Origin of the sequence: Rhizorhabdus wittichii (assembly GCF_017607425.1) — a bacterium.
Classification (GTDB): domain Bacteria; phylum Pseudomonadota; class Alphaproteobacteria; order Sphingomonadales; family Sphingomonadaceae; genus Rhizorhabdus; species Rhizorhabdus wittichii.
In genome coordinates, this window is the sequence record NZ_CP059319.1 from 888158 (window position 1) to 905786 (window position 17629).

At 69.6% G+C, this 17629-nt stretch carries 15 protein-coding genes; 5 read left to right on the plus strand and 10 right to left on the minus strand.

The window, feature by feature from the left end; genetic code table 11:
• Positions 1 to 50 precede the first annotated feature (50 nt).
• Both greA and HRJ34_RS04325 read left to right on the plus strand, forming a co-directional pair.
• Positions 51 to 527, plus strand: a complete 477-nt coding sequence (gene greA, locus HRJ34_RS04320) for a transcription elongation factor GreA (protein WP_011951287.1) — start codon at positions 51 to 53, stop codon at positions 525 to 527.
• A 17-nt stretch (positions 528 to 544) separates the two neighbouring features.
• Positions 545 to 1174: a rhomboid family intramembrane serine protease gene (locus tag HRJ34_RS04325; RefSeq protein ID WP_011951288.1), complete on the plus strand. Its 630-nt coding sequence runs from the start codon at positions 545 to 547 to the stop codon at positions 1172 to 1174.
• A gap of 108 nt (positions 1175 to 1282) precedes the next feature.
• Here HRJ34_RS04325 and HRJ34_RS04330 read toward each other — a convergent pair whose 3' ends face one another.
• From HRJ34_RS04330 to HRJ34_RS04350, 5 genes are all read right to left on the minus strand, one after another.
• Positions 1283 to 1498, minus strand: a complete 216-nt coding sequence (locus HRJ34_RS04330; protein ID WP_011951289.1) for a DUF4170 domain-containing protein — start codon at positions 1496 to 1498, stop codon at positions 1283 to 1285.
• Between the two features lie 136 nt (positions 1499 to 1634).
• Positions 1635 to 2231, minus strand: a complete 597-nt coding sequence (locus HRJ34_RS04335; protein ID WP_011951290.1) for an MlaC/ttg2D family ABC transporter substrate-binding protein — start codon at positions 2229 to 2231, stop codon at positions 1635 to 1637.
• 101 nt (positions 2232 to 2332) lie between these two features.
• Positions 2333 to 2764, minus strand: coding sequence for a hypothetical protein (locus tag HRJ34_RS04340; protein WP_029992250.1), 432 nt, complete (start codon positions 2762 to 2764; stop codon positions 2333 to 2335).
• Positions 2761 to 3501 carry a phage holin family protein gene (locus HRJ34_RS04345; RefSeq protein ID WP_208633448.1) on the minus strand — a complete coding sequence of 247 codons (741 nt, stop codon included), beginning with the start codon at positions 3499 to 3501 and terminating at the stop codon, positions 2761 to 2763. The genes HRJ34_RS04340 and HRJ34_RS04345 overlap by 4 nt, the downstream gene beginning before the upstream one ends.
• A 3-nt stretch (positions 3502 to 3504) precedes the next feature.
• Positions 3505 to 4104 (minus strand): hypothetical protein, encoded by a 600-nt coding sequence (locus HRJ34_RS04350; RefSeq protein WP_226949039.1) that lies wholly within the window; start codon positions 4102 to 4104, stop codon positions 3505 to 3507.
• Positions 4105 to 4258: 154 nt separating this feature from the next.
• Between HRJ34_RS04350 and eno the strand changes: the two genes are divergently transcribed.
• The 3 genes from eno (at position 4259) to HRJ34_RS04365 (ending at position 9076) form a co-directional block, all read left to right on the plus strand.
• Positions 4259 to 5542: a phosphopyruvate hydratase gene (eno, locus tag HRJ34_RS04355; RefSeq protein ID WP_016744074.1), complete on the plus strand. Its 1284-nt coding sequence runs from the start codon at positions 4259 to 4261 to the stop codon at positions 5540 to 5542.
• Positions 5543 to 5751: 209 nt separating this feature from the next.
• Positions 5752 to 7353 carry a bifunctional phosphoribosylaminoimidazolecarboxamide formyltransferase/IMP cyclohydrolase gene (purH, locus tag HRJ34_RS04360; RefSeq protein ID WP_208633450.1) on the plus strand — a complete coding sequence of 534 codons (1602 nt, stop codon included), beginning with the start codon at positions 5752 to 5754 and terminating at the stop codon, positions 7351 to 7353.
• A gap of 55 nt (positions 7354 to 7408) precedes the next feature.
• Entirely contained in the window at positions 7409 to 9076 is a 1668-nt protein-coding gene (locus HRJ34_RS04365) for an MFS transporter (RefSeq protein ID WP_011951296.1), read from the plus strand.
• Between the two features lie 3 nt (positions 9077 to 9079).
• On the opposite strand, the gene HRJ34_RS04370 is transcribed toward HRJ34_RS04365, so the two are convergent.
• The 5 genes from HRJ34_RS04370 to HRJ34_RS04390 all read right to left on the minus strand — a co-directional run bounded on the left by HRJ34_RS04370 (position 9080) and on the right by HRJ34_RS04390 (position 17601).
• Entirely contained in the window at positions 9080 to 10588 is a 1509-nt protein-coding gene (locus tag HRJ34_RS04370) for a lipopolysaccharide biosynthesis protein (RefSeq protein WP_011951297.1), read from the minus strand.
• Positions 10585 to 13371, minus strand: coding sequence for a DNA polymerase I (gene polA, locus HRJ34_RS04375; protein WP_029992253.1), 2787 nt, complete (start codon positions 13369 to 13371; stop codon positions 10585 to 10587). Before polA ends, HRJ34_RS04370 begins: the two co-directional genes overlap by 4 nt.
• Before the next feature lie 66 nt (positions 13372 to 13437).
• Positions 13438 to 14817, minus strand: a complete 1380-nt coding sequence (locus HRJ34_RS04380) for an efflux transporter outer membrane subunit (protein ID WP_208633451.1) — start codon at positions 14815 to 14817, stop codon at positions 13438 to 13440.
• Positions 14817 to 15944, minus strand: a complete 1128-nt coding sequence (locus HRJ34_RS04385) for an HlyD family secretion protein (protein ID WP_208633452.1) — start codon at positions 15942 to 15944, stop codon at positions 14817 to 14819. Before HRJ34_RS04385 ends, HRJ34_RS04380 begins: the two co-directional genes overlap by 1 nt.
• A gap of 1 nt (position 15945) precedes the next feature.
• Positions 15946 to 17601 carry an MFS transporter gene (locus HRJ34_RS04390; protein ID WP_226949040.1) on the minus strand — a complete coding sequence of 552 codons (1656 nt, stop codon included), beginning with the start codon at positions 17599 to 17601 and terminating at the stop codon, positions 15946 to 15948.
• Between the last annotated feature and the right edge of the window lie 28 nt (positions 17602 to 17629).

Here is a 17629-nt window from a genome sequence, read left to right on the forward strand (position 1 = left end):
CGGCCGGGGTCGTCCGGGGACGTTGGTTTTGACGAAGGGGTTGTTGGACGATGGCGAGCATTGAGAAGCTGCCGATGCTGGCGGAAGGGCAGAAGATGCTCACCGAGGAGCTTGCCCGTCTCAAAGCCGAACGGCCGCTGATCATCGATGCGATCGAGGAAGCTCGTGCGCATGGCGATCTTTCGGAAAATGCCGAATATCACGCCGCCAAGGAGCGTCAGGGCCAGATCGAGGCGTCGATCGCCGACATCGAGGACCGGCTGAGCCGCGCCCAGGTGATCGATCCGAGCATGTTGTCGGGCGACAAGATCGTGTTCGGCGCGACCGTCACGCTGCTCGACGACGACGAGAAGCCGGTCAGGTACCAGATCGTCGGCCAGACCGAGGCGGACGCCAAGACCGGCAAGATCTCCTACAACTCGCCGCTCGGCCGCGCGCTGATCGGCAAGAAGGTCGACGACGAGGTCGAGGTCACGGTGCCGTCGGGCGACCGCTTCTACCTCGTCTCCAAGATCGAGTTCATCTGAGCGCTTCCGGTGCGCCGGTGCGGTTGCCGCCCAGCCGCTGCACCAACGCGATCGCCATCGGCACGACGGCGATCTACCTGCTGCTCGTCCTGCTCGGGTGGAGCGACGCGGCCGACATCGCCGGCGGCTTCGTTCCCGCGCGGCTGACCGGCATGGAGATACCGGGGGCGCTGCCCGCCTGGATCACGCCGCTGACCGCGACGCTGCTCCATGGCGGCATGCTGCACCTCGGCTTCAATATGCTGATGCTGGTCTTCTGCGGACGCATGGTCGAGGCGGTGATCGGGCCGCTGGGGCTGGCGATCCTCTACGTCGTCGGCGCCTACGCAGCGGCGGGCATGCAGTTCCTCGTCAATCCGGCCGATGGGGCCCCGATGATCGGCGCGAGCGGCGCGATCTCCGCGCTGTTCGCTGGCTATGCGCTGCTGTTCGGTCGGCCGCGCGGCTTCGCCAGCCATCCGACGCTGGGCGTCGCGATCAACACCCTGTGGCTGGCGGCGGCCTGGATCGGCGTCCAGTTCCTGATGGGCTTCGCCTTCGCCGACTATGGCATGGCGATCGCCACCGGCGCGCATGTCGGCGGCTTCCTCGCCGGGTTGCTGCTGATCCGCCCGCTGCTGGCGTGGCGGCGGCGATCGCTCCCTTAGGCAACCCCGTCATGCCGGCGGAGGCCGGCATCTCAGGCGGTGAGGAGGCGAGGCTGAGGCAGGAGACGCCCGAGATCCCGGCCTCCGCCGGGATGACGGGTTGGACGATCAGCCCAGTTCGGGTTCGAGCAGCTTGTGGAGATGGACGACGACATATCTCATCTCGGCATCGTCGACCGTCCGCTGCGCCGCGCCGCGCCACGCCTTCTCGGCGCTCTTATAGTCCTGATAGAAACCGACGACGTCGATCTGGGAGAGGTCCTCGAAATCGAGGCCCTGGGGGTCCTTGACGCGACCGCCGAACACCAGGTGGATCTTGCTCATGCGAATACTCCGTTGATCGTCCCGCGGGACGAAACCTGGCACCATCTCCTGACGAAGAAGGGCGGTTCAGGATAATCCCGAACCGCCTTCCGTTCCTTCACTATTTTTCGTGACGGCCGCCGGGCCGCCGGAAAGATCAGCCGCGCGCTTTCATCATTGCGATCAGGCCGTCAATGCCTTTTCGCTGGATGATGGCGTCGAAGTCCTGCCCCTGGGTCACCGCCAGGTTGATGTTGGCGACGGTCAGGTTGGTCACCTTGAACGCGCCGCCGACCTTGGCGACCGACCAGACCGCGCTGATCGGCTGCGCGCCGGGCTTCTGCACCTGGGTCACGACGTTGAAGCCGCTGCCTGCGGGCGCGGTGCGGATCACCTTCATCGACGCATTGGCATAATCGTAGAGATTGTCCGAATAGGTGCCGATGATGAAGTTCGGGATGGCGGCCTTGTAGGCGGCCTTCTGCTGCGGGGTGATCTGGTTGTTCCAGCGGCGGATCAGCCGCTCGCCGATCGCGTCGATCGCGAAATGCTGTGACAGCAGCTCGCGGAACTTGGCGCGGACGGTGGTCTTGTTGCCGGTCTTGAGCACGGCGAAGGCCTCTGTGCCCAGCGACGAGATGAAGGCCGCGGCATCCTGGTTGGCGACGACCGCGGCCTGCGCGGAGGCGACCGGGGCGGCGAGGGCCGTGCCGGCCAGCATCAGCGCGGCGGTGATCTTGGTGAATCCGTTCATTATCCTGTTCTTCTCCATCGGCGCGCACGACAACGCGCCCTTGCCAGTCGATTAGCGGCCGGGCGATGAACCCCGATTGAACCGTGACGCCCCGGAAACGCTCAGGAGCGGACCGCGCCCACCGCCGCGGTGCCGGCGCTCTCGGCGGCCTTGGCGAGCGAGTCGATCAATTTGCCGACCTGCTTGCCCGCCGCGTCGCTGCTGATGCCGAGCTCGCCCAGCTTCGCCTGTCCGGCGTCGCGCGCGGCGCTGACCGCGTCCTTGGCGCGGTCGTTGATCGCGCCGCCGATCGAGCCGAGCAGTTCCTCCTCCTGTCGGGTGCGGGGCAGGAGCGCGCCGATCGCCGCGCCGACCGCGAGGCCGCCGAGCAGCGCCGCCACCGGGAAGCTCTCGACGCCCTCGGCCGCCTTGCGCCCCGCGGTGCGCGCGGCCTCGCCGCCGGTCCGGATCTTCTCGCCGGCATAGTCGCCCGCGCGGGCCGCGCGCTGCTTGATGCCGGCTCCGGCCGCTTCGGCCTTGCTCTTGATGGTCATGCGCTCGTCTCCTCATCGTCGCGGGCCGACGGCGGCTGCCGCCGGTCGCTGCTGAAACTCGTCGGCCCGCTTCGGGTTGCACGGGCGATGCCGCGGGCGATCCGATAGAGCGGCGGACGCAGCACCAGCATCACCAGCGCGGCGACCGCCAGCGCGGCGCGGCCGGGGCGACGCCGGATCGCGTCGATCGCCTTATGGCTCATTTCCTGCGCCTGATCGACGACGATCTCGGCCAGGTCGGCGACCAGCGCCTGGGGATGGAGCCGCGCCTGCGCCTCGCCCACCGTCTCGACGAGCTGGTTGCGGGCGTCCTGCGACCGCCGCCGGACCCGTTCGAACAGCTCGTCGATCGGGCTGGGATGCACGGGGGCGATGCCGTCCGCCTCATCGTCGTCGTCGGCATCCTCGACCACCAGCATCAGCTTGCGGACGCCGATCCGGATCAGCAGCACCGCCGCGCCGACGCCGAGCAGCACCGAGACCGCCGCCCCGCCGAGCCGGCCGATCCACGGCGTCAGGACGAAGGACAGGGTGACGAGGAAGGTCACCGCCGCCGCCTGGCCCATGATCGCGCCGATCAGGCAGAGCAGGGCGCCGGTCCGCGCCCGGCCGATGCGGCGGTAGAAGTCGGTCCGGAACAGGGCGAGCTCGGCCTTGGCGAGCGCGCGGCCGTCCTCGATCAGCCGCGCCATCAGCGCGCCGAGCGGCTCCTGTTCCTCTGGGCGCCCCGCCGTCAAGGATCAGGCTGCGGGCGGCGTGTCGTCGGACGTCGCCGGGGTCGCGGCGGACGGAGCCTTGGCGGCCTTCGGTTTCGGCGCTGCCTTGGGCTTGGGCTTGGCGGCCGCCTTCGGTGCCGTGCGAGGGGCGCTCTTGCGGGCGGCGGGCTTGGGCGCGGGGGATGCCACGCCATCGTCCGCCGTCTCGCCCTTGGGCGTCAGCCCCGACTTGACGACCCGCGCGAGCAGGAAGCCCACGGCGGCGGCGGCCGCGATCGCCACGGCCGGCGAGGAGCGGACGACGTTGCGGGCGTCGTCGATCAGCTCGTCGGCGTCCTTGTCGCGCAGCGTCGCGGCGAACCCGCTGACCGCGTTGGCGGCCTGCTGGACATAGCCGCCATATTGGTCGCCGAGCTTCTCGCTCACCTGCGATGCGGCGTCGCCGACCAGCCCGGCGACGTTGTCGAGCGCCTCCACGGCGCGATCCTTGCCTTGCGAGGCATAGTCGCGGGCGCGCGCTTCCGCCTGTCCGGTGAAGCCGGCGGCGGTGTCGTTGAACGCCTTGCGGGCGCTGTCGAACGCCTTGCCGGCGCGCGGACCGCTGTCCTGATTTTCGGTCGCCATGTCGATCGTCTCCATCAAAAGAGGCCAGCTCATCAACCAAATGGGGCGGATAGCGTTCCTTTACCAGACCCGAAACGACTTCAATATTTGCCTAACGCCAATCTCGCGGATAGAGCGCGCGCATCCCAACGTCCATCAGCAAAGGTACGCGCCCATGACCGCCATCGTCGACGTCCATGCCCGCCAGATCATCGACAGCCGCGGCAATCCCACGGTCGAGGTCGACATCACGCTGGAGGACGGCAGCTTCGGCCGCGCGGCGGTGCCCTCGGGCGCGTCGACCGGCGCCTATGAGGCGGTCGAGAAGCGCGACGGCGACAAGAGCCGCTGGCTCGGCAAGGGCGTCCAGGACGCGGTCGACGCCGTCAACGACGAGATCGCCGACGCGATCATCGGCATGGAGGCCGAGGACCAGAGCGAGATCGACGCCCGCCTGATCGAGCTCGACGGCACCCCGAACAAGGGCCGGCTCGGCGCCAACGCCATCCTCGGCGCCAGCCTGTCGGTCGCCCGCGCGGCGGCCGAGGCCCGCGCGCTGCCGCTCTACCGCTATGTCGGCGGCGTCTCGGCGCAGGTGCTGCCGGTGCCGATGATGAACATCATCAACGGCGGCGCCCATGCCGACAACCCGATCGACTTCCAGGAATTCATGATCATGCCGGTCGGCGCGCCGACCCTGTTCGACGCGGTCCGCGCCGGATCGGAGATCTTCCACACGCTGAAGAAGGCGCTCCACGACAAGGGCCTCGCGACCGCCGTCGGCGACGAGGGCGGCTTCGCCCCCAACCTCGCCTCGGCCCCCGACGCGCTCGACTTCATCATGCAGTCGATCGAGAAGGCCGGCTACAAGCCGGGCGACGACGTCGTCCTCGCGCTCGACTGCGCCGCGACCGAATTCTTCAAGGACGGCGTCTACGACTTTCATGGCGAGGGCGTGAAGCGCTCGCCGGCCGAGATGGCCGACTATCTGGCCGATCTCTGCGCGCGCTATCCGATCGTCTCGGTCGAGGACGGCATGGGCGAGGATGATTTCGAGGGTTGGAAGATCCTCACCGACAAGATCGGCCACAAGGTCCAGCTGGTCGGCGACGACCTGTTCGTGACCAATCCGGCGCGGCTCGCCCAGGGCATCAAGGACGGCCTCGCCAACTCGCTGCTCGTCAAGGTCAACCAGATCGGCACGCTGTCGGAGACGCTCGAGGCGGTCAACATGGCGCAGCGCGCCGGCTACACCGCGGTCATGTCGCACCGCTCGGGCGAGACCGAGGATTCGACGATCGCCGACCTCGCCGTCGCCACCAACTGCGGCCAGATCAAGACCGGCAGCCTCGCCCGTTCGGACCGGCTCGCCAAGTACAACCAGCTCATCCGCATCGAGGAGGAACTGGGCCCGGTCGCCGTCTATGCCGGCCGCAGCGCGATCAAGGCGCTCGGCTGAGGCTGGTTGATCCTCCCCGAGCTTGCTCGGGGAGGGGGACCGCCGCAGGCGGTGGAGGGGTGCCGCGCAGCGGCGTCTGCGCCGCCGCCCCCTCCACCATCCTTCGGATGGTCCCCCTCCCCATAAAATGGGGAGGAAGCTTGCTGGCATTTCGTGTCGGCTTCGCCTAACCGGCGTCGAACAGCCGCCACCCTCGACAGGATCGCATCATGAAGACCCCGACCACGCCCGCCCCCGACAAAGTCGCCATCAAGCGCGCGCTGCTGTCGGTCTCCGACAAGAGCGGGCTGGTCGAGTTGGGCCGGGCGCTGGCGGGGTGGGGCGTCGAGCTGGTCTCGACCGGCGGCACCGCCAAGGCGCTGCGCGACGCCGGGCTCGACGTGAAGGACATCTCCGACATCACCGGCTTCCCGGAGATGATGGACGGGCGGGTCAAGACGCTGCACCCGATGGTCCATGGCGGCCTGCTCAGCGTCCGCGACGATCCCGAACATGCGAAAGCGATGACCGATCACGGCATCGGCGCGATCGACCTGGTGGTGGTCAACCTCTATCCCTTCGCGCAGACCGTCGCGAAGGGCGCCGGCCGCGACGAGATCATCGAGAATATCGACATCGGCGGACCGTCGATGGTCCGCTCGGCGGCCAAGAACCACGCCTATGTGACGATCGCGACCGATCCGGCCGACTATGCCGAGATCATCGCCAGCGGCGGCACCACCGACTTCGCGCTGCGCAAGCGCTTCGCCGCCAAGGCGTTCGCCGCGACCGCGACCTATGACGCGATGATCTCCTCCTGGTTCGCCCATGCCGACCAGGGCCAGTTCTTCCCGGAGGCGCTCTCCATCCCGGTCCGCAAGGCCGAGGAGCTGCGCTATGGCGAGAACCCCCACCAGCAAGCGGCGCTCTACCTGCCGGTCGGCCCGTCCCCGCGCGGCATCGCCCAGGCGACCCAGGTGCAGGGCAAGGAGCTGAGCTACAACAATTACAACGACGCCGACGCCGCGCTCGAGCTGGTCAGCGAATTCCGCGACGGCCCGCCGACCGTCGTCATCGTCAAGCATGCCAACCCCTGCGGCGTCGCCAGCGCCGACACGCTGATCGAGGCCTATGAGGCGGCGCTCGCCTGCGACAGCGTCTCGGCCTTCGGCGGCATCATCGCGGTCAACCGGCCGCTCGACGGCAAGACCGCCGAGGCGATCAGCGGCATCTTCACCGAGGTCGTCGCCGCGCCCGACGCCGACGACGACGCCAAGGCGGTGTTCGCGAAGAAGAAGAACCTCCGCCTGCTGCTGACCGGCGAGCTGCCCGATCCGGCGCGCGCCGGCATGACGATGAAGAGCATCGCCGGCGGCGTCCTGCTCCAGTCGCGCGACAACGGCCGGATCGGCCTCGACGATCTCAAGGTGGTGACGAAGCGCGCGCCGACCGACCAGGAACTCAAGGACTGCCTGTTCGCCTGGACGGTCGCCAAGCACGTCAAGTCGAACGCGATCGTCTACGCCAGGGGCGGATCGACCGCCGGCGTCGGCGCCGGCCAGATGAACCGGCTCGAATCGGCGCGCATCGCCGCCTGGAAGGCGAAGGACGCCGCCGAGAAGGCGGGCTGGGCGACGCCGCGCACGATCGGCTCGGCGGTCGCGTCGGATGCCTTTTTCCCCTTCGCCGACGGCCTGCTGGCGGCGGTCGAGGCCGGGGCGACGGCGGTGATCCAGCCTGGCGGGTCGATCCGCGACGCCGAGGTGATCGCAGCGGCGGACGAGGCCGGGCTCGCGATGGTCTTCACGGGCATGCGCCACTTCCGGCATTGATCGCTGACGGCGCTTCCGCATTAAGGAGCAGCAGGACAAAGGGGGACGGGCTGACATGGCCGATGGCGGCGGGGAAGCGGCAGGGCGGGTAGGGCCTTTCGATCCGCTGCGCCATGGCCTGTTCCGTCGCATCTGGACGGCCAGCCTCTTCTCCAATTTCGGCCAGCTCATCCAGGGCGTCGGCGCGGCCTGGGCGATGACCCAGCTCACCGGGCGCGCCGACATGGTCGCGCTGGTCCAGTCGGCGACCTTCGCGCCGCTGATGCTGCTGTCGCTGTTCGCGGGCGCGATCGCCGACAGCTACGACCGGCGCAAGATCGCCCTGGTCGCGCTGTCGATCGCCTTGCTGGGCGCGCTCGGCCTCAGCCTCGTCACCGCGCTGGGCCTGCTGACGCCGGGCTGGATCCTGTTCTTCTGCTTCGTCGTCGGCACCGGCACGGCGCTGTTCGGCCCCGCCTGGCAGAGTTCGGTGGGCGAACAGGTGCCGTCGCGCGAGCTGGCGCAGGCGATCGCGCTCAACTCGATCAGCTACAATATCGCGCGCAGCTTCGGCCCGGCGATCGGCGGCCTGCTCGTCGCGCTGGCCGGCGTGCTCGCGGCCTTCGCCTTCAACGCGCTCGCCTATGTCCCGCTGATCGTCGTCATGATCTTCTGGCGCCGCCTGCCCGAAACCTCGCGCCTGCCGCCCGAGGCACTGGGCCGCGCGGTGATCTCGGGCGCGCGCTACGTCGTCTATTCGCCGCCGATCCGCGCGGTGCTGGTGCGGACCCTGCTGATCGCCTTCGCCGGCGTGGCGGCGTCGGCGCTGATGCCGCTGGTCGCGCGCGAACTGCTCCACGGCGACGCCACCCTCTACGGCGTGCTGCTCGGCTGCTTCGGCGGCGGCGCGGTGCTCGGGGCGCTGTTCCTGACACCGATCAAGGAACGGTTGTCGGACGAGGTTTCGGTCGGGCTCGCCAGCGCGCTGATGGGGCTGTGCATGATCGGCACAGGCCTCAGCCGTCACGGCGTGCTGACCGGCCTGCTGGTGATGGGCGCGGGATCGGGGTGGATGATCTCGATGGCGCTGTGCAACATCAACATCCAGATGTCGTCGCCGCGCTGGGTGACGGGCCGGGCGCTGGCGGCCTGCGTGACGGCGGTCTGCGGCGGAATGACGATCGGCGGTTGGGCCTGGGGCCGGATCGCCGCGTCGGAGGGCACCGGCCTCGCGCTCGTCGCCTCGGGCACTGCGCTGATCCTGACGATCGCGGCCAGCCTGGTCTGGCGGATGCCGGCGGTCGAGGAGCAGCGCGACCGCGATACGCCGCTCAGCGAGCCGGAGACCAATCTCGACCTCAACGGGCGCAGCGGCCCGATCGTCGTCACCATCGAATATCGCGTGCCGCTCGACCAGGCGCGCGGCTTCTACACGGCGATGATGCCGGTCGAGGCGATCCGCCACCGCACCGGCGGCTATGGCTGGTCGATCTCGCGCGACGTCGGCGATCCCGAGCTGTGGACCGAGCGCTATCACACCCCGACCTGGCACGATTATCTGCGCCAGCGCAGCCGCCTGACCATCGCCGATCTCGAGACCTGGCAGATCGCGATCGACTTCCACCGCGACAAGGACCCGATCCGCGTCCGCCGCAAGCTGGAGCGCCCCTATGGCTCGGTCCGCTGGCGCGAGGACGTACCCGACCGCGGGGTCATCGTGCCGCTGCCGTCGCCGGGGAGCTGAAGCTCAGGCCTCCTTGAGGCGGAACAGCGTCCGGTCCTCGCTGGTGAAGCCGAAGCGCCAGATGATCGCCCCGAACACCAGCAGGATCGCCGGGATGCCGAGCAGCAGTTCGAGCCATTCGGGAAGCCGCGTCGCCAGATAGCCGACGACGCCCGCCGCCAGCGCCGCCCAGACCAGCGGCCAGCGCCAGCCCGAGACCGGCGCGCCGAGCAGCCGCGACAAGAGCTTCGCCTTCATGATCGAGGCGATGCCGAGCGCCATCGCCAGCGCGATCGCCGGGCCCGCGGCCTGCCACAGGACGGGCAGGGCGAACTGGTCGCGCATGATCATCACGATCGCGAAGCTCAGCATGATCTGGATGCCGATCATGCCCATCGATATCCAAAGGTTCAGGTGCCGCGCGACGTAGATCAACGCGGCTTCCGAGACCGCCGCGGTCGCGGCGACCACCTCGGCGATCAGCAGGAAGGCGAGCGCGGTGTTGCCGGCGACGAAATTGGGCCCGACCAGGCCCATCACGCCTTCGCCGGGAATGCCGAGCGCCAGGCCGACGGCGGTCTGGGCGGCGATGATCCAGAAGCCGACCTGCGCGACCTGCTTCGCCACCGCGAGCCGGTTGCCGGCTTCGAGGTTGCGGGTGATCACCGGGCCGAGGATCGGGTCGAAGCTGGTCTTGAGCTTCTGCGGCAGCGAGGCGACCTGCTGCGCGACGTAGTAGATGCCGACGATCACCGGCGAGAAGAACAGGCCGAGGATGGCGATGTCGAGGCGGCGCGATCCCCATTCGATCGCGTCGGCGGCGGCCAGCGGGACGTTGCGGCGCGCGAGCATGAACAGGGCCGCCGGGCGCGGCCGCCAGCCGTGCGGCCAGCCGAAGCTCTTGAGCAAGGGCCAGATCGACGCCACCAGCGCCGCGACCATCGACACGACATAGGCGATGATCAGGCCGTCGCGCAGTGAGTAGAAGGCGAGGCCGAAGGCGGCGATGCTGATCGTCCAGGGCTCGATGACCGAGCGCGCCCGCACCGTCGCGCCGATATCGAGCCGATAGGCGAGCGCGGCGAGGGCGATGTCGGACCAGGCGAGCGCGAAGATGGTCAGCGGCAGCAGCCATTCGAGCCCGTTGATCCCGCTGTTCGGGAACATCAGCTCCGGCACCGCGCCGAGCACCGTCGCCGCGACCGCCGAGGCGATCGCCCCCATCAGCAGCCCGTCCCAGACGACGTGGACATGGGGCCGGTCGGTCGCCGAAAGCTGTTCGGCAAGGCCGCGCTTGAGGCCCAGCGTCGCCAGCGTCGCGACGAATTCGACGATGATCACCGCATAGGCGAAGCGGCCCAGCGCTTCGGCGCCGTACCAGCGCCCGGCGATGAACAGGAAGGGCAGGCGCGCGGCGAGGCGCAGCAGGAAGCCGAAGAAATTGGTGCGTCCGCCCTTGGCGAGCGCCTTGATGTCGTCGCCCTCCTGCAGCGTGTCGGCGGTCGGCGGGGCGGTCTCGGGGGGAAGGCTCAATGCGCGGCGCCCCAGCTCGGCCCCGTGCCGATCTCGACGCCCAGCGGCACCGACAGCCGGACGATCGGCTCGGCCGCGCCCGCCATCACCGCGCGGATCACCGCCGATGCCGGCTCGACCTGCTCGGGCGCCAGCTCGAACACCAGTTCGTCATGGACCTGGAGCAGCATCTTCACGTCGCCCAGCCCGGCGGCGGCGAGCGCGGGGTTCATCCGCACCATCGCGCGCTTGATGATGTCGGCGGACGTGCCCTGGATCGGGGCGTTGATCGCCTGGCGCTCGGCGGACTGGCGCTCGCCCTGCTTGGCGCTCCTGATCCACGGCAGATGGGTCTTGCGGCCGAACAGCGTCGACACATAGCCCTGGTCGCGGACCTGGCCGAGGGTCGCGGCGATATAGTGGTTGATGCCGGGGAAGCGGGAGAAATAGCGGTCGATCATCCCCTGCGCTTCCTCGCGCGAGACCTCCAGGCGCCCGGCGAGGCCCCAGGCGGAGATGCCGTAGAGGATCGAGAAGTTGATCGTCTTGGCGCGCGCGCGGGTGTCGCGGTTGACCTCGCCGAACACCTCCTGCGCGGTCAGCGCGTGGATGTCGTCGCCGCGCGCGAAGGCGTCCTTCAGCGCCGGCACGTCGGCCATGTGCGCCGCCAGCCGCAGCTCGATCTGCGAATAGTCGGCCGACAGGATGAGCTTGCCCGGCTCGGCCACGAAGGCGTCGCGGATGCGGCGGCCATGGTCGCTGCGGATCGGGATGTTCTGGAGGTTGGGATCGGTCGAGGACAGCCGGCCGGTCTGCGCGACCGCCATCGAGAAGCAGGTGTGGACCCGGCCCGTCGCCGGATTGATCTGCTGCTGGAGCGCGTCGGTATAGGTCGAGCGCAGCTTGGTGAGCTGACGCCAGTCGAGCACCAGCCGCGCGATCGCCACGCCGTCGCCCGCGAGCCGCTCCAGTTCGGTGACGTCGGTCGAATAGACCCCGGTCTTGCCCTTGCGGCCGCCCTTCAGGCCCATCTTGTCGAACAATATGTCGCCGAGCTGCTTGGGGCTGCCGACGGTGAACGGCGTCCCCGCCTCGGCGTGGATCGCGGCCTCCAGCCGGGTCGCCTCGCCCGAGAACTCGGCCGACAGCCGGGCCAGTTCCTCGCGGTCGACCTTGATGCCGGCGCGCTCCATGCCCGCCAGCACCGGCACCAGCGGCCGGTCGATCAGCTCATAGACGCGGGTCGCCGCCTCGGGCGCGAGCCGCCCCTTCAGCAGCTGCCACAGGCGCAGCGTGACGTCGGCGTCTTCGGCGGCATATTCGGTGGCGACGTCGAGCGTCACCTTGTCGAAGCTGATCTGGCTCTTGCCGGTGCCGCACACCGTCTTGAACTCGATGCAGGCATGGTCGAGGTGGCGCTGCGCCAGCTCGTCCATGCCGTGGCCGCCGAGCCCGGCGTCGAGATCGTAGGACAGCAGCATCGTGTCGTCATAGGGCGCGACGTCGACGCCGTATTTGGCCAGCACGACCATGTCATATTTGATGTTCTGGCCGATCTTGAGGATATGCGCGGCTTCGAGCAGCGGCTTGAGCTTCGCCAGCGCCGCGTCCATCGCGATCTGCCTGGGCGTCTCCGACAGCAGCCCGTCGCCGATATGGGCGAGCGGGATGTAGCAGGCCTTGCCCGGCGCGGTGGACAGGCTGACCCCGACCAGGTTGGCGCGGACCGGATCGACATTGTCGGTCTCGGTGTCAACCGCGATCCGGCCGCAGGCGAAGCCGTCGGCGATCCAGCGGTCGAGCGCCGCCTCGTCGACGACGGTCTCGTAATCCTTATGGTTGAACGGCACCTGCGCGATCACGGGCGCCGGCTTCTCCTCGGCGCCGGGCGCGAGCGCCAGCATGGTCGGGCCGCCGGTCGGCAGGGTGGCGGGGCCATCGCCCTGCACCTTGGCGAGCAGCGACTTGAAGCCCTGGTCCTCCAGGAAGGCGCGCAGCGGCTCGGGCGGCAGGCCCTTCAATTCCAGCCCGTCGAGCGGCTCGGGCAGCGGCGCATCGCATTTCAGGCGGACCAGCTCGCGCGACAGCCGGGCGTTGTCGGCATGGTCGATCAGCGACTGCTTGAGCTTGGGCTTGGTGATCTGGTCGGTGCTGGCCAGCACCGCGTCGAGGGTGCCGAACTGCTGGATGAGCTGGCTCGCGGTCTTGGGTCCGATGCCGGGGACGCCGGGGACATTGTCGACGCTGTCGCCCATCAGCGCGAGCACGTCGCCCAGCGCCTCCGGCTCGACGCCGAACTTCTCCAGCACATGCTCGCGGCCGAGGCGGCGGTTGTTCATCGTGTCGAGCAGGTCGAGGCCGGGCCGGATGAGCTGCATCAGGTCCTTGTCGGACGAGACGATCGTGACCTGCCAGTCCTGCGCCAGCGCGGCTTCGGCATAGCAGGCGATGATGTCGTCGGCCTCGAGCCCCAATTCCTCGATGCAGGGGACCGAGAAGGCGCGCACCGCGTCGCGGATCAGCGGGAATTGCGGCACCAGGTCCTCGGGCGGCGGCGGCCGGTGCGCCTTGTACTGGTCGTACATCTCGTTGCGGAAGGTCTTCGACGAGGCGTCGAGAATCACCGCCAGGTGAGTCGGGCCGTCGGCCTGGTGCAGCTCGTTGATCAGCTTCCACAGCATCGTCGTGAAGCCGTAGACGGCCCCGGCCGGGATTCCGTGGCGGTTGGTGAGCGGCGGCAGGCGATGATAGGCCCGGAAAATATAGCCGGAGCCGTCGACCAGATAGAGATGCTTGGATGACATGCCGGGGTGGATAGCAGGCGTCGGGGCAGGGGGGAACATGCCAACGTGCCCCAGCCCGATTCGCGATCAGGGTCGGCCGGATTCCTCGTCCGCCGCCGTCCAGCCGCCGCCCAGCGCCTGGTAGAGCTGGATCCGCGCGGCGAAGCCGTCGCTCTGGAGCTGGGCGAGGTTGAGTTCGGCGGCGAGCAGTTGGCGCTGCGCGTCGAGCTGTTCGAGATAGGGCGAATAGCCTTCGCGATAGCGGTTGGTCGCCAGCCGCAGCGCTTCGGCGAGCGTATCGCGCTGGTGGGTCGCGAGCGCGACTTGCTCGTCGATCCGCCGCACCGACGCCAGCGCGTCCTCGACCTCGCGGAAGCCGGTCAGCACCGCCTTGCGATAGGCGAAGGCGGCCTGGTCGCGCTGCCCGGCCGCCGCCTCGGCCTGCGCGGTCAGCCGCCCGCCCTGGAAGATCGGCGCGAGGATGCTGCCGCCGACCTGCCAGAGGGTGATCGGGTCGTCGAGCAGGCTGGAGAAGGCCGCGCCGGCGCTGGCCGACAGGCGGAGCTGCGGCAGGAAGCGCTTGCGCGCGACCGCGAGCGAACTGTCGGCGGCGGCGAGCTGGCGCTCGGCCTGGGCGATGTCGGGGCGGCGGCGCAGCAGCTCGGACGGCAGCCCGCCCGCGAGCGGCGGCTGCGCGAGCGTGGCCAGCGTCGCGCCCCGGCCGATCGCCTGGGGCGTGTCGCCGGTCAGCAGGTTCAGGCCGTGCTCGGTCCGCGCGACGGCGAGCTCGATCTGCGGGACGATCGCGGCGGTCGCGTCATATTCGGCCTGCGCCTGTTGCAGTTCGAGCTTGGGCGAATAGCCGTTCGAGACGCGCGAGCGGGCGATCTTCAGCGACGTCTCGCGCGCCGCCAGCGTGTGGCGGGCGATGTCGAGCCGGGTGTCGAGCCCGAGCAGCGTGACATAGCCGCTCGCGGTTGCCGAGGCGATGGCGAGGCGAACCGCGTCGCGGGCGGCCTCGCTCGCGAGGTAGGCGCTGCGCGCGGCCGATCGCTGGTCGGCGAGGCGGCCGAACAGGTCGATCTCATAAGCGGCCTGGACCTGCGGCTGCGCGGCGTTCTGGACCTCGGCGGTGCCGAAGGGGCTGATGCTGCGCGTCCGACCGCCGGTCAGGTTGGCGTCGAGCGTCGGGAGCAGCGTCGCGCGCGCCGCCGCCAGATTGGCCCGCGCTTCGCGCACCCGCCCGGCGGCGATGCCGATGTCGCTGTTGTTGGCGAGCGCGCGATCGACCAGTGCGGTCAGCGCCGGATCGCTGAAGCCGGTCCACCAGTCGCGCTCGACCGCCGACAGCGGGGCGGCGGTCCGCCAGGCGGCGGGGGCGTCGACTGGAGGCACCGCCACCGGCTTCACATGGCCGGCCGCGCATCCGCCGAGAAGCAAGGGCAGGAGCAGGCTGCCGCGCCGCATCAGAGCGACCCGCTCGTGTGGATCTTCGCCTCGACCGACATGCCCGGGCGCAGGCGGCGGGCGAGCTCCTGTCCGGGGTCGATGCGGATGCGGACCGAGATGCGCTGCGCCACCTTGACGAAATTGCCGGTGGCGTTGTCGGCCTTGAGCACGGCGAACTCGGAGCCGGCGGCGGGCGCGATATTCTCGACATGGCCGGTCAGCTTGGCCCCGCCCAGCGCGTCGACCTTGAAGCTCGCGCCCTGGCCGACCCGCATGTCCCGGGTCTGCGCCTCCTTGAAATTGGCGACCACCCAGGCGTCGTGCGGCACCAGGAACATCAGCTGGGTGCCGGCCGTGACGAACGCGCCGTTACGCACGCCGATCTCGGAGAGCTGCCCGGCGACCGGCGCGCGGATCACCGTGTTGTCGAGGTCGATCCGGGCGAGGCGGAGCTGGGCGCGGGCGCCCTCGACCGCCGCGGTCAGCCCGCCGCGCCCGACCAGCACGGTGCGGACATCCTGGGTGCCGATCGCGCGGGCGGCCTCGGCCTGGCGGACGCCGGCCTGCGCGGCGAGCAGGGCCGCGCGGGTCTGGTCGCGCTCACGCGCCGAGATCGATCCGTCGGCGATCAGCGCGTCGGCGCGGCGCATGTCGGCCTCGGCCCGGACGAGCTGGGCGCGGGCATTGGCGATCGCGGCGTCCTGGCTGGCGGTCGCCACCTCGCGCGATCGCTGCGCCTGGGTCGAATTGGCGAGCGAAGCCTCCTGCGCCGCGACATTGGCCTCCGCCTGCGCCACCCGCGCGCGATAGATGCGGTCGTCGATCGTCGCGAGGACCTGTCCCGCCTTCACCTCGGCGAAGTCCTGGACGGGCACGCTGGTCACATAGCCGCTGACCTGCGGGCTGATGATCGTCACCCGGCCGCGCACATAGGCATTGTCGGTCCGTTCGGAGAAGCCGGCGAAGGGCGGCAGCTGCCACGCATAGAGGATGGCGAGGATCGCGACGACGGCGATCGCGACGATCGCGATCGTCACGCTGCGGCTGCGCGGCGGCGGCGCCCATCCGCTCGGCGGCGACTGGAGCGTGTCGGCGACGTCGGTGGTGCTGGAAGTGGCTTCGGTGGCGGGATCGCGGTCGCTCATCTCATTTCCCCTGCGCCATGCGCCGTTGCAGTTCCAGTACCGGTGAGATTTCCCCGCGCCGGCGCATCGACAGGCGGATGCCGTAGCTCCAGATCACGGTCGCGACGGCGAGGACGCCGATCAGCAGGAAGACGTCGTTATAGGCGAGGATGTTCGCCTCGCGCGTGACGGTGCGGGCGAGCAGCGCCGCACCCTGCGCGCCTTGCAGCACCGGATCGCCGATCACCCCGCCGAGCGAGCGGGCGCCGGCGCCGATCCGCGCGGCGACCTGCGGATCGCTCATCACGATCGACTGAACCAGCTCGTGCGAATGATACTTCTCGCGGACCACCTGGAAGGTGCCGAGCAGCGCCGATCCGACCAGGCCGCCGATGCTCTGGCTGAGGCTGAACAGCACGATGAAGCTGATGAAATGCTTGGTCCCGGCGAGCAGGGTGCGGGCGATGCCGATCACGATCGCCTGCGCCATGAACAGCAGCGAGGCGAAGCCGATGATCGCCTGGCTGACATAGAAGCTCGACGGACGGGTGAGGTTGGTCGTGTCGGCGTCCATGAACGATCCGATCGCGATCAGGATCACCGCGATGGTCAGCGGCCGCGCGACATTGGCGGGCCGGAAGGTCAGCACCGCCGCGGCGATGCCGGCGACCGAGGCGACGATGATGACGAGGTTGAGCGTCACCATCTGGTCGTTGAGCATGCCCAGCGTGGTGAGCAGGCCAACCGATCCGAACGCCTGTTCGGACAGCAGGATGCGGATCGACGACGCCACCGCGATCAGCCGCACCATCTCCCGCGTGCCGAGCCAGCGGGTGTTGATCAGCGGGTTGACGCGATGGTGCTCGACCACCAGCGCGGCGGCGATCAGCGCGATGCTGCCGGCCAGCGACCAGCCGATCCAGGGGCGCTCCGCCCACCACTGGATCCGCCCCTCGCTGAGCACCGCGACGAGCAGCCACAGTCCGGGCGCGAGCAGCGCGAAGGTCAGGAAATCGAGCTTCTCGAACGCGTGGACCCGTTCGCTGGGCGGCAGCGGCAGCGACATGACGGCGGCGAGCGTCGCCAGCGTCATCCCCAGCTCGAACCAGTAGAGCATGTGCCAGTCGCCCCAGATCAGCAGGCCGGGGGAGAGCACCCGCGCGAGCGGGGTGGCGAGCTGCGGGATGCTGATGCCGATCATGATCCCGGCCAGCCGCTTCGGCGCCGACATGCCCTGCGACAGATAGAGCACGGTCAGCGTGCTCAGGCCGCTCGCCGCGATCCCGCTCGCCGCGCGCACCGCGACCGAGGTCCAGAAATCGTGGACCAGCAGGTGGGCGAGGGCGGTCACCGCATAGGCGGCGAGCATGTAGCGGATGAACATCTGCAGCCCGAACTGCTGGCGGAACTTCACCAGCAGCAGGTTGGCGGTGACGTTGGTCATGAAATAGGCGGCGGTCAGCCAGGTCGCCTCGTCGCTGTTGAGGCCGAGCGTCCCCTGCGCGAAGTTGAGGTTCACCGTCACCAGCGCATTGCCGAGCCCGCCGGTGACGCCGATCAGGCAGCCGATCGCGAAATAGCCCATCCGGCGACGCGAGGGATGATCGGGATTGGCCGGCGAACCTGGAAGTGTCGGCCGCTCGTGCGGCTTGAACACATAATCTGTGGACTCGGCCATGCGGCTCCCCGAGAGGAACACCCCCGAC

Coding starts and splice junctions, on each gene's coding strand:
- greA (WP_011951287.1), top strand. CDS start 51: ATGGCGAGCATTGAGAAGCTGCCGATGCTGGCGGAAGGGCAGAAGATG.
- HRJ34_RS04330 (WP_011951289.1), bottom strand. CDS start 1,498: ATGAGCAAGATCCACCTGGTGTTCGGCGGTCGCGTCAAGGACCCCCAG.
- HRJ34_RS04335 (WP_011951290.1), bottom strand. CDS start 2,231: ATGAACGGATTCACCAAGATCACCGCCGCGCTGATGCTGGCCGGCACG.
- HRJ34_RS04340 (WP_029992250.1), bottom strand. CDS start 2,764: ATGACCATCAAGAGCAAGGCCGAAGCGGCCGGAGCCGGCATCAAGCAG.
- HRJ34_RS04350 (WP_226949039.1), bottom strand. CDS start 4,104: ATGGCGACCGAAAATCAGGACAGCGGTCCGCGCGCCGGCAAGGCGTTC.
- eno (WP_016744074.1), top strand. CDS start 4,259: ATGACCGCCATCGTCGACGTCCATGCCCGCCAGATCATCGACAGCCGC.
- purH (WP_208633450.1), top strand. CDS start 5,752: ATGAAGACCCCGACCACGCCCGCCCCCGACAAAGTCGCCATCAAGCGC.
- HRJ34_RS04365 (WP_011951296.1), top strand. CDS start 7,409: ATGGCCGATGGCGGCGGGGAAGCGGCAGGGCGGGTAGGGCCTTTCGAT.
- polA (WP_029992253.1), bottom strand. CDS start 13,371: ATGTCATCCAAGCATCTCTATCTGGTCGACGGCTCCGGCTATATTTTC.
- HRJ34_RS04380 (WP_208633451.1), bottom strand. CDS start 14,817: ATGCGGCGCGGCAGCCTGCTCCTGCCCTTGCTTCTCGGCGGATGCGCG.
- HRJ34_RS04385 (WP_208633452.1), bottom strand. CDS start 15,944: ATGAGCGACCGCGATCCCGCCACCGAAGCCACTTCCAGCACCACCGAC.
- HRJ34_RS04390 (WP_226949040.1), bottom strand. CDS start 17,601: ATGGCCGAGTCCACAGATTATGTGTTCAAGCCGCACGAGCGGCCGACA.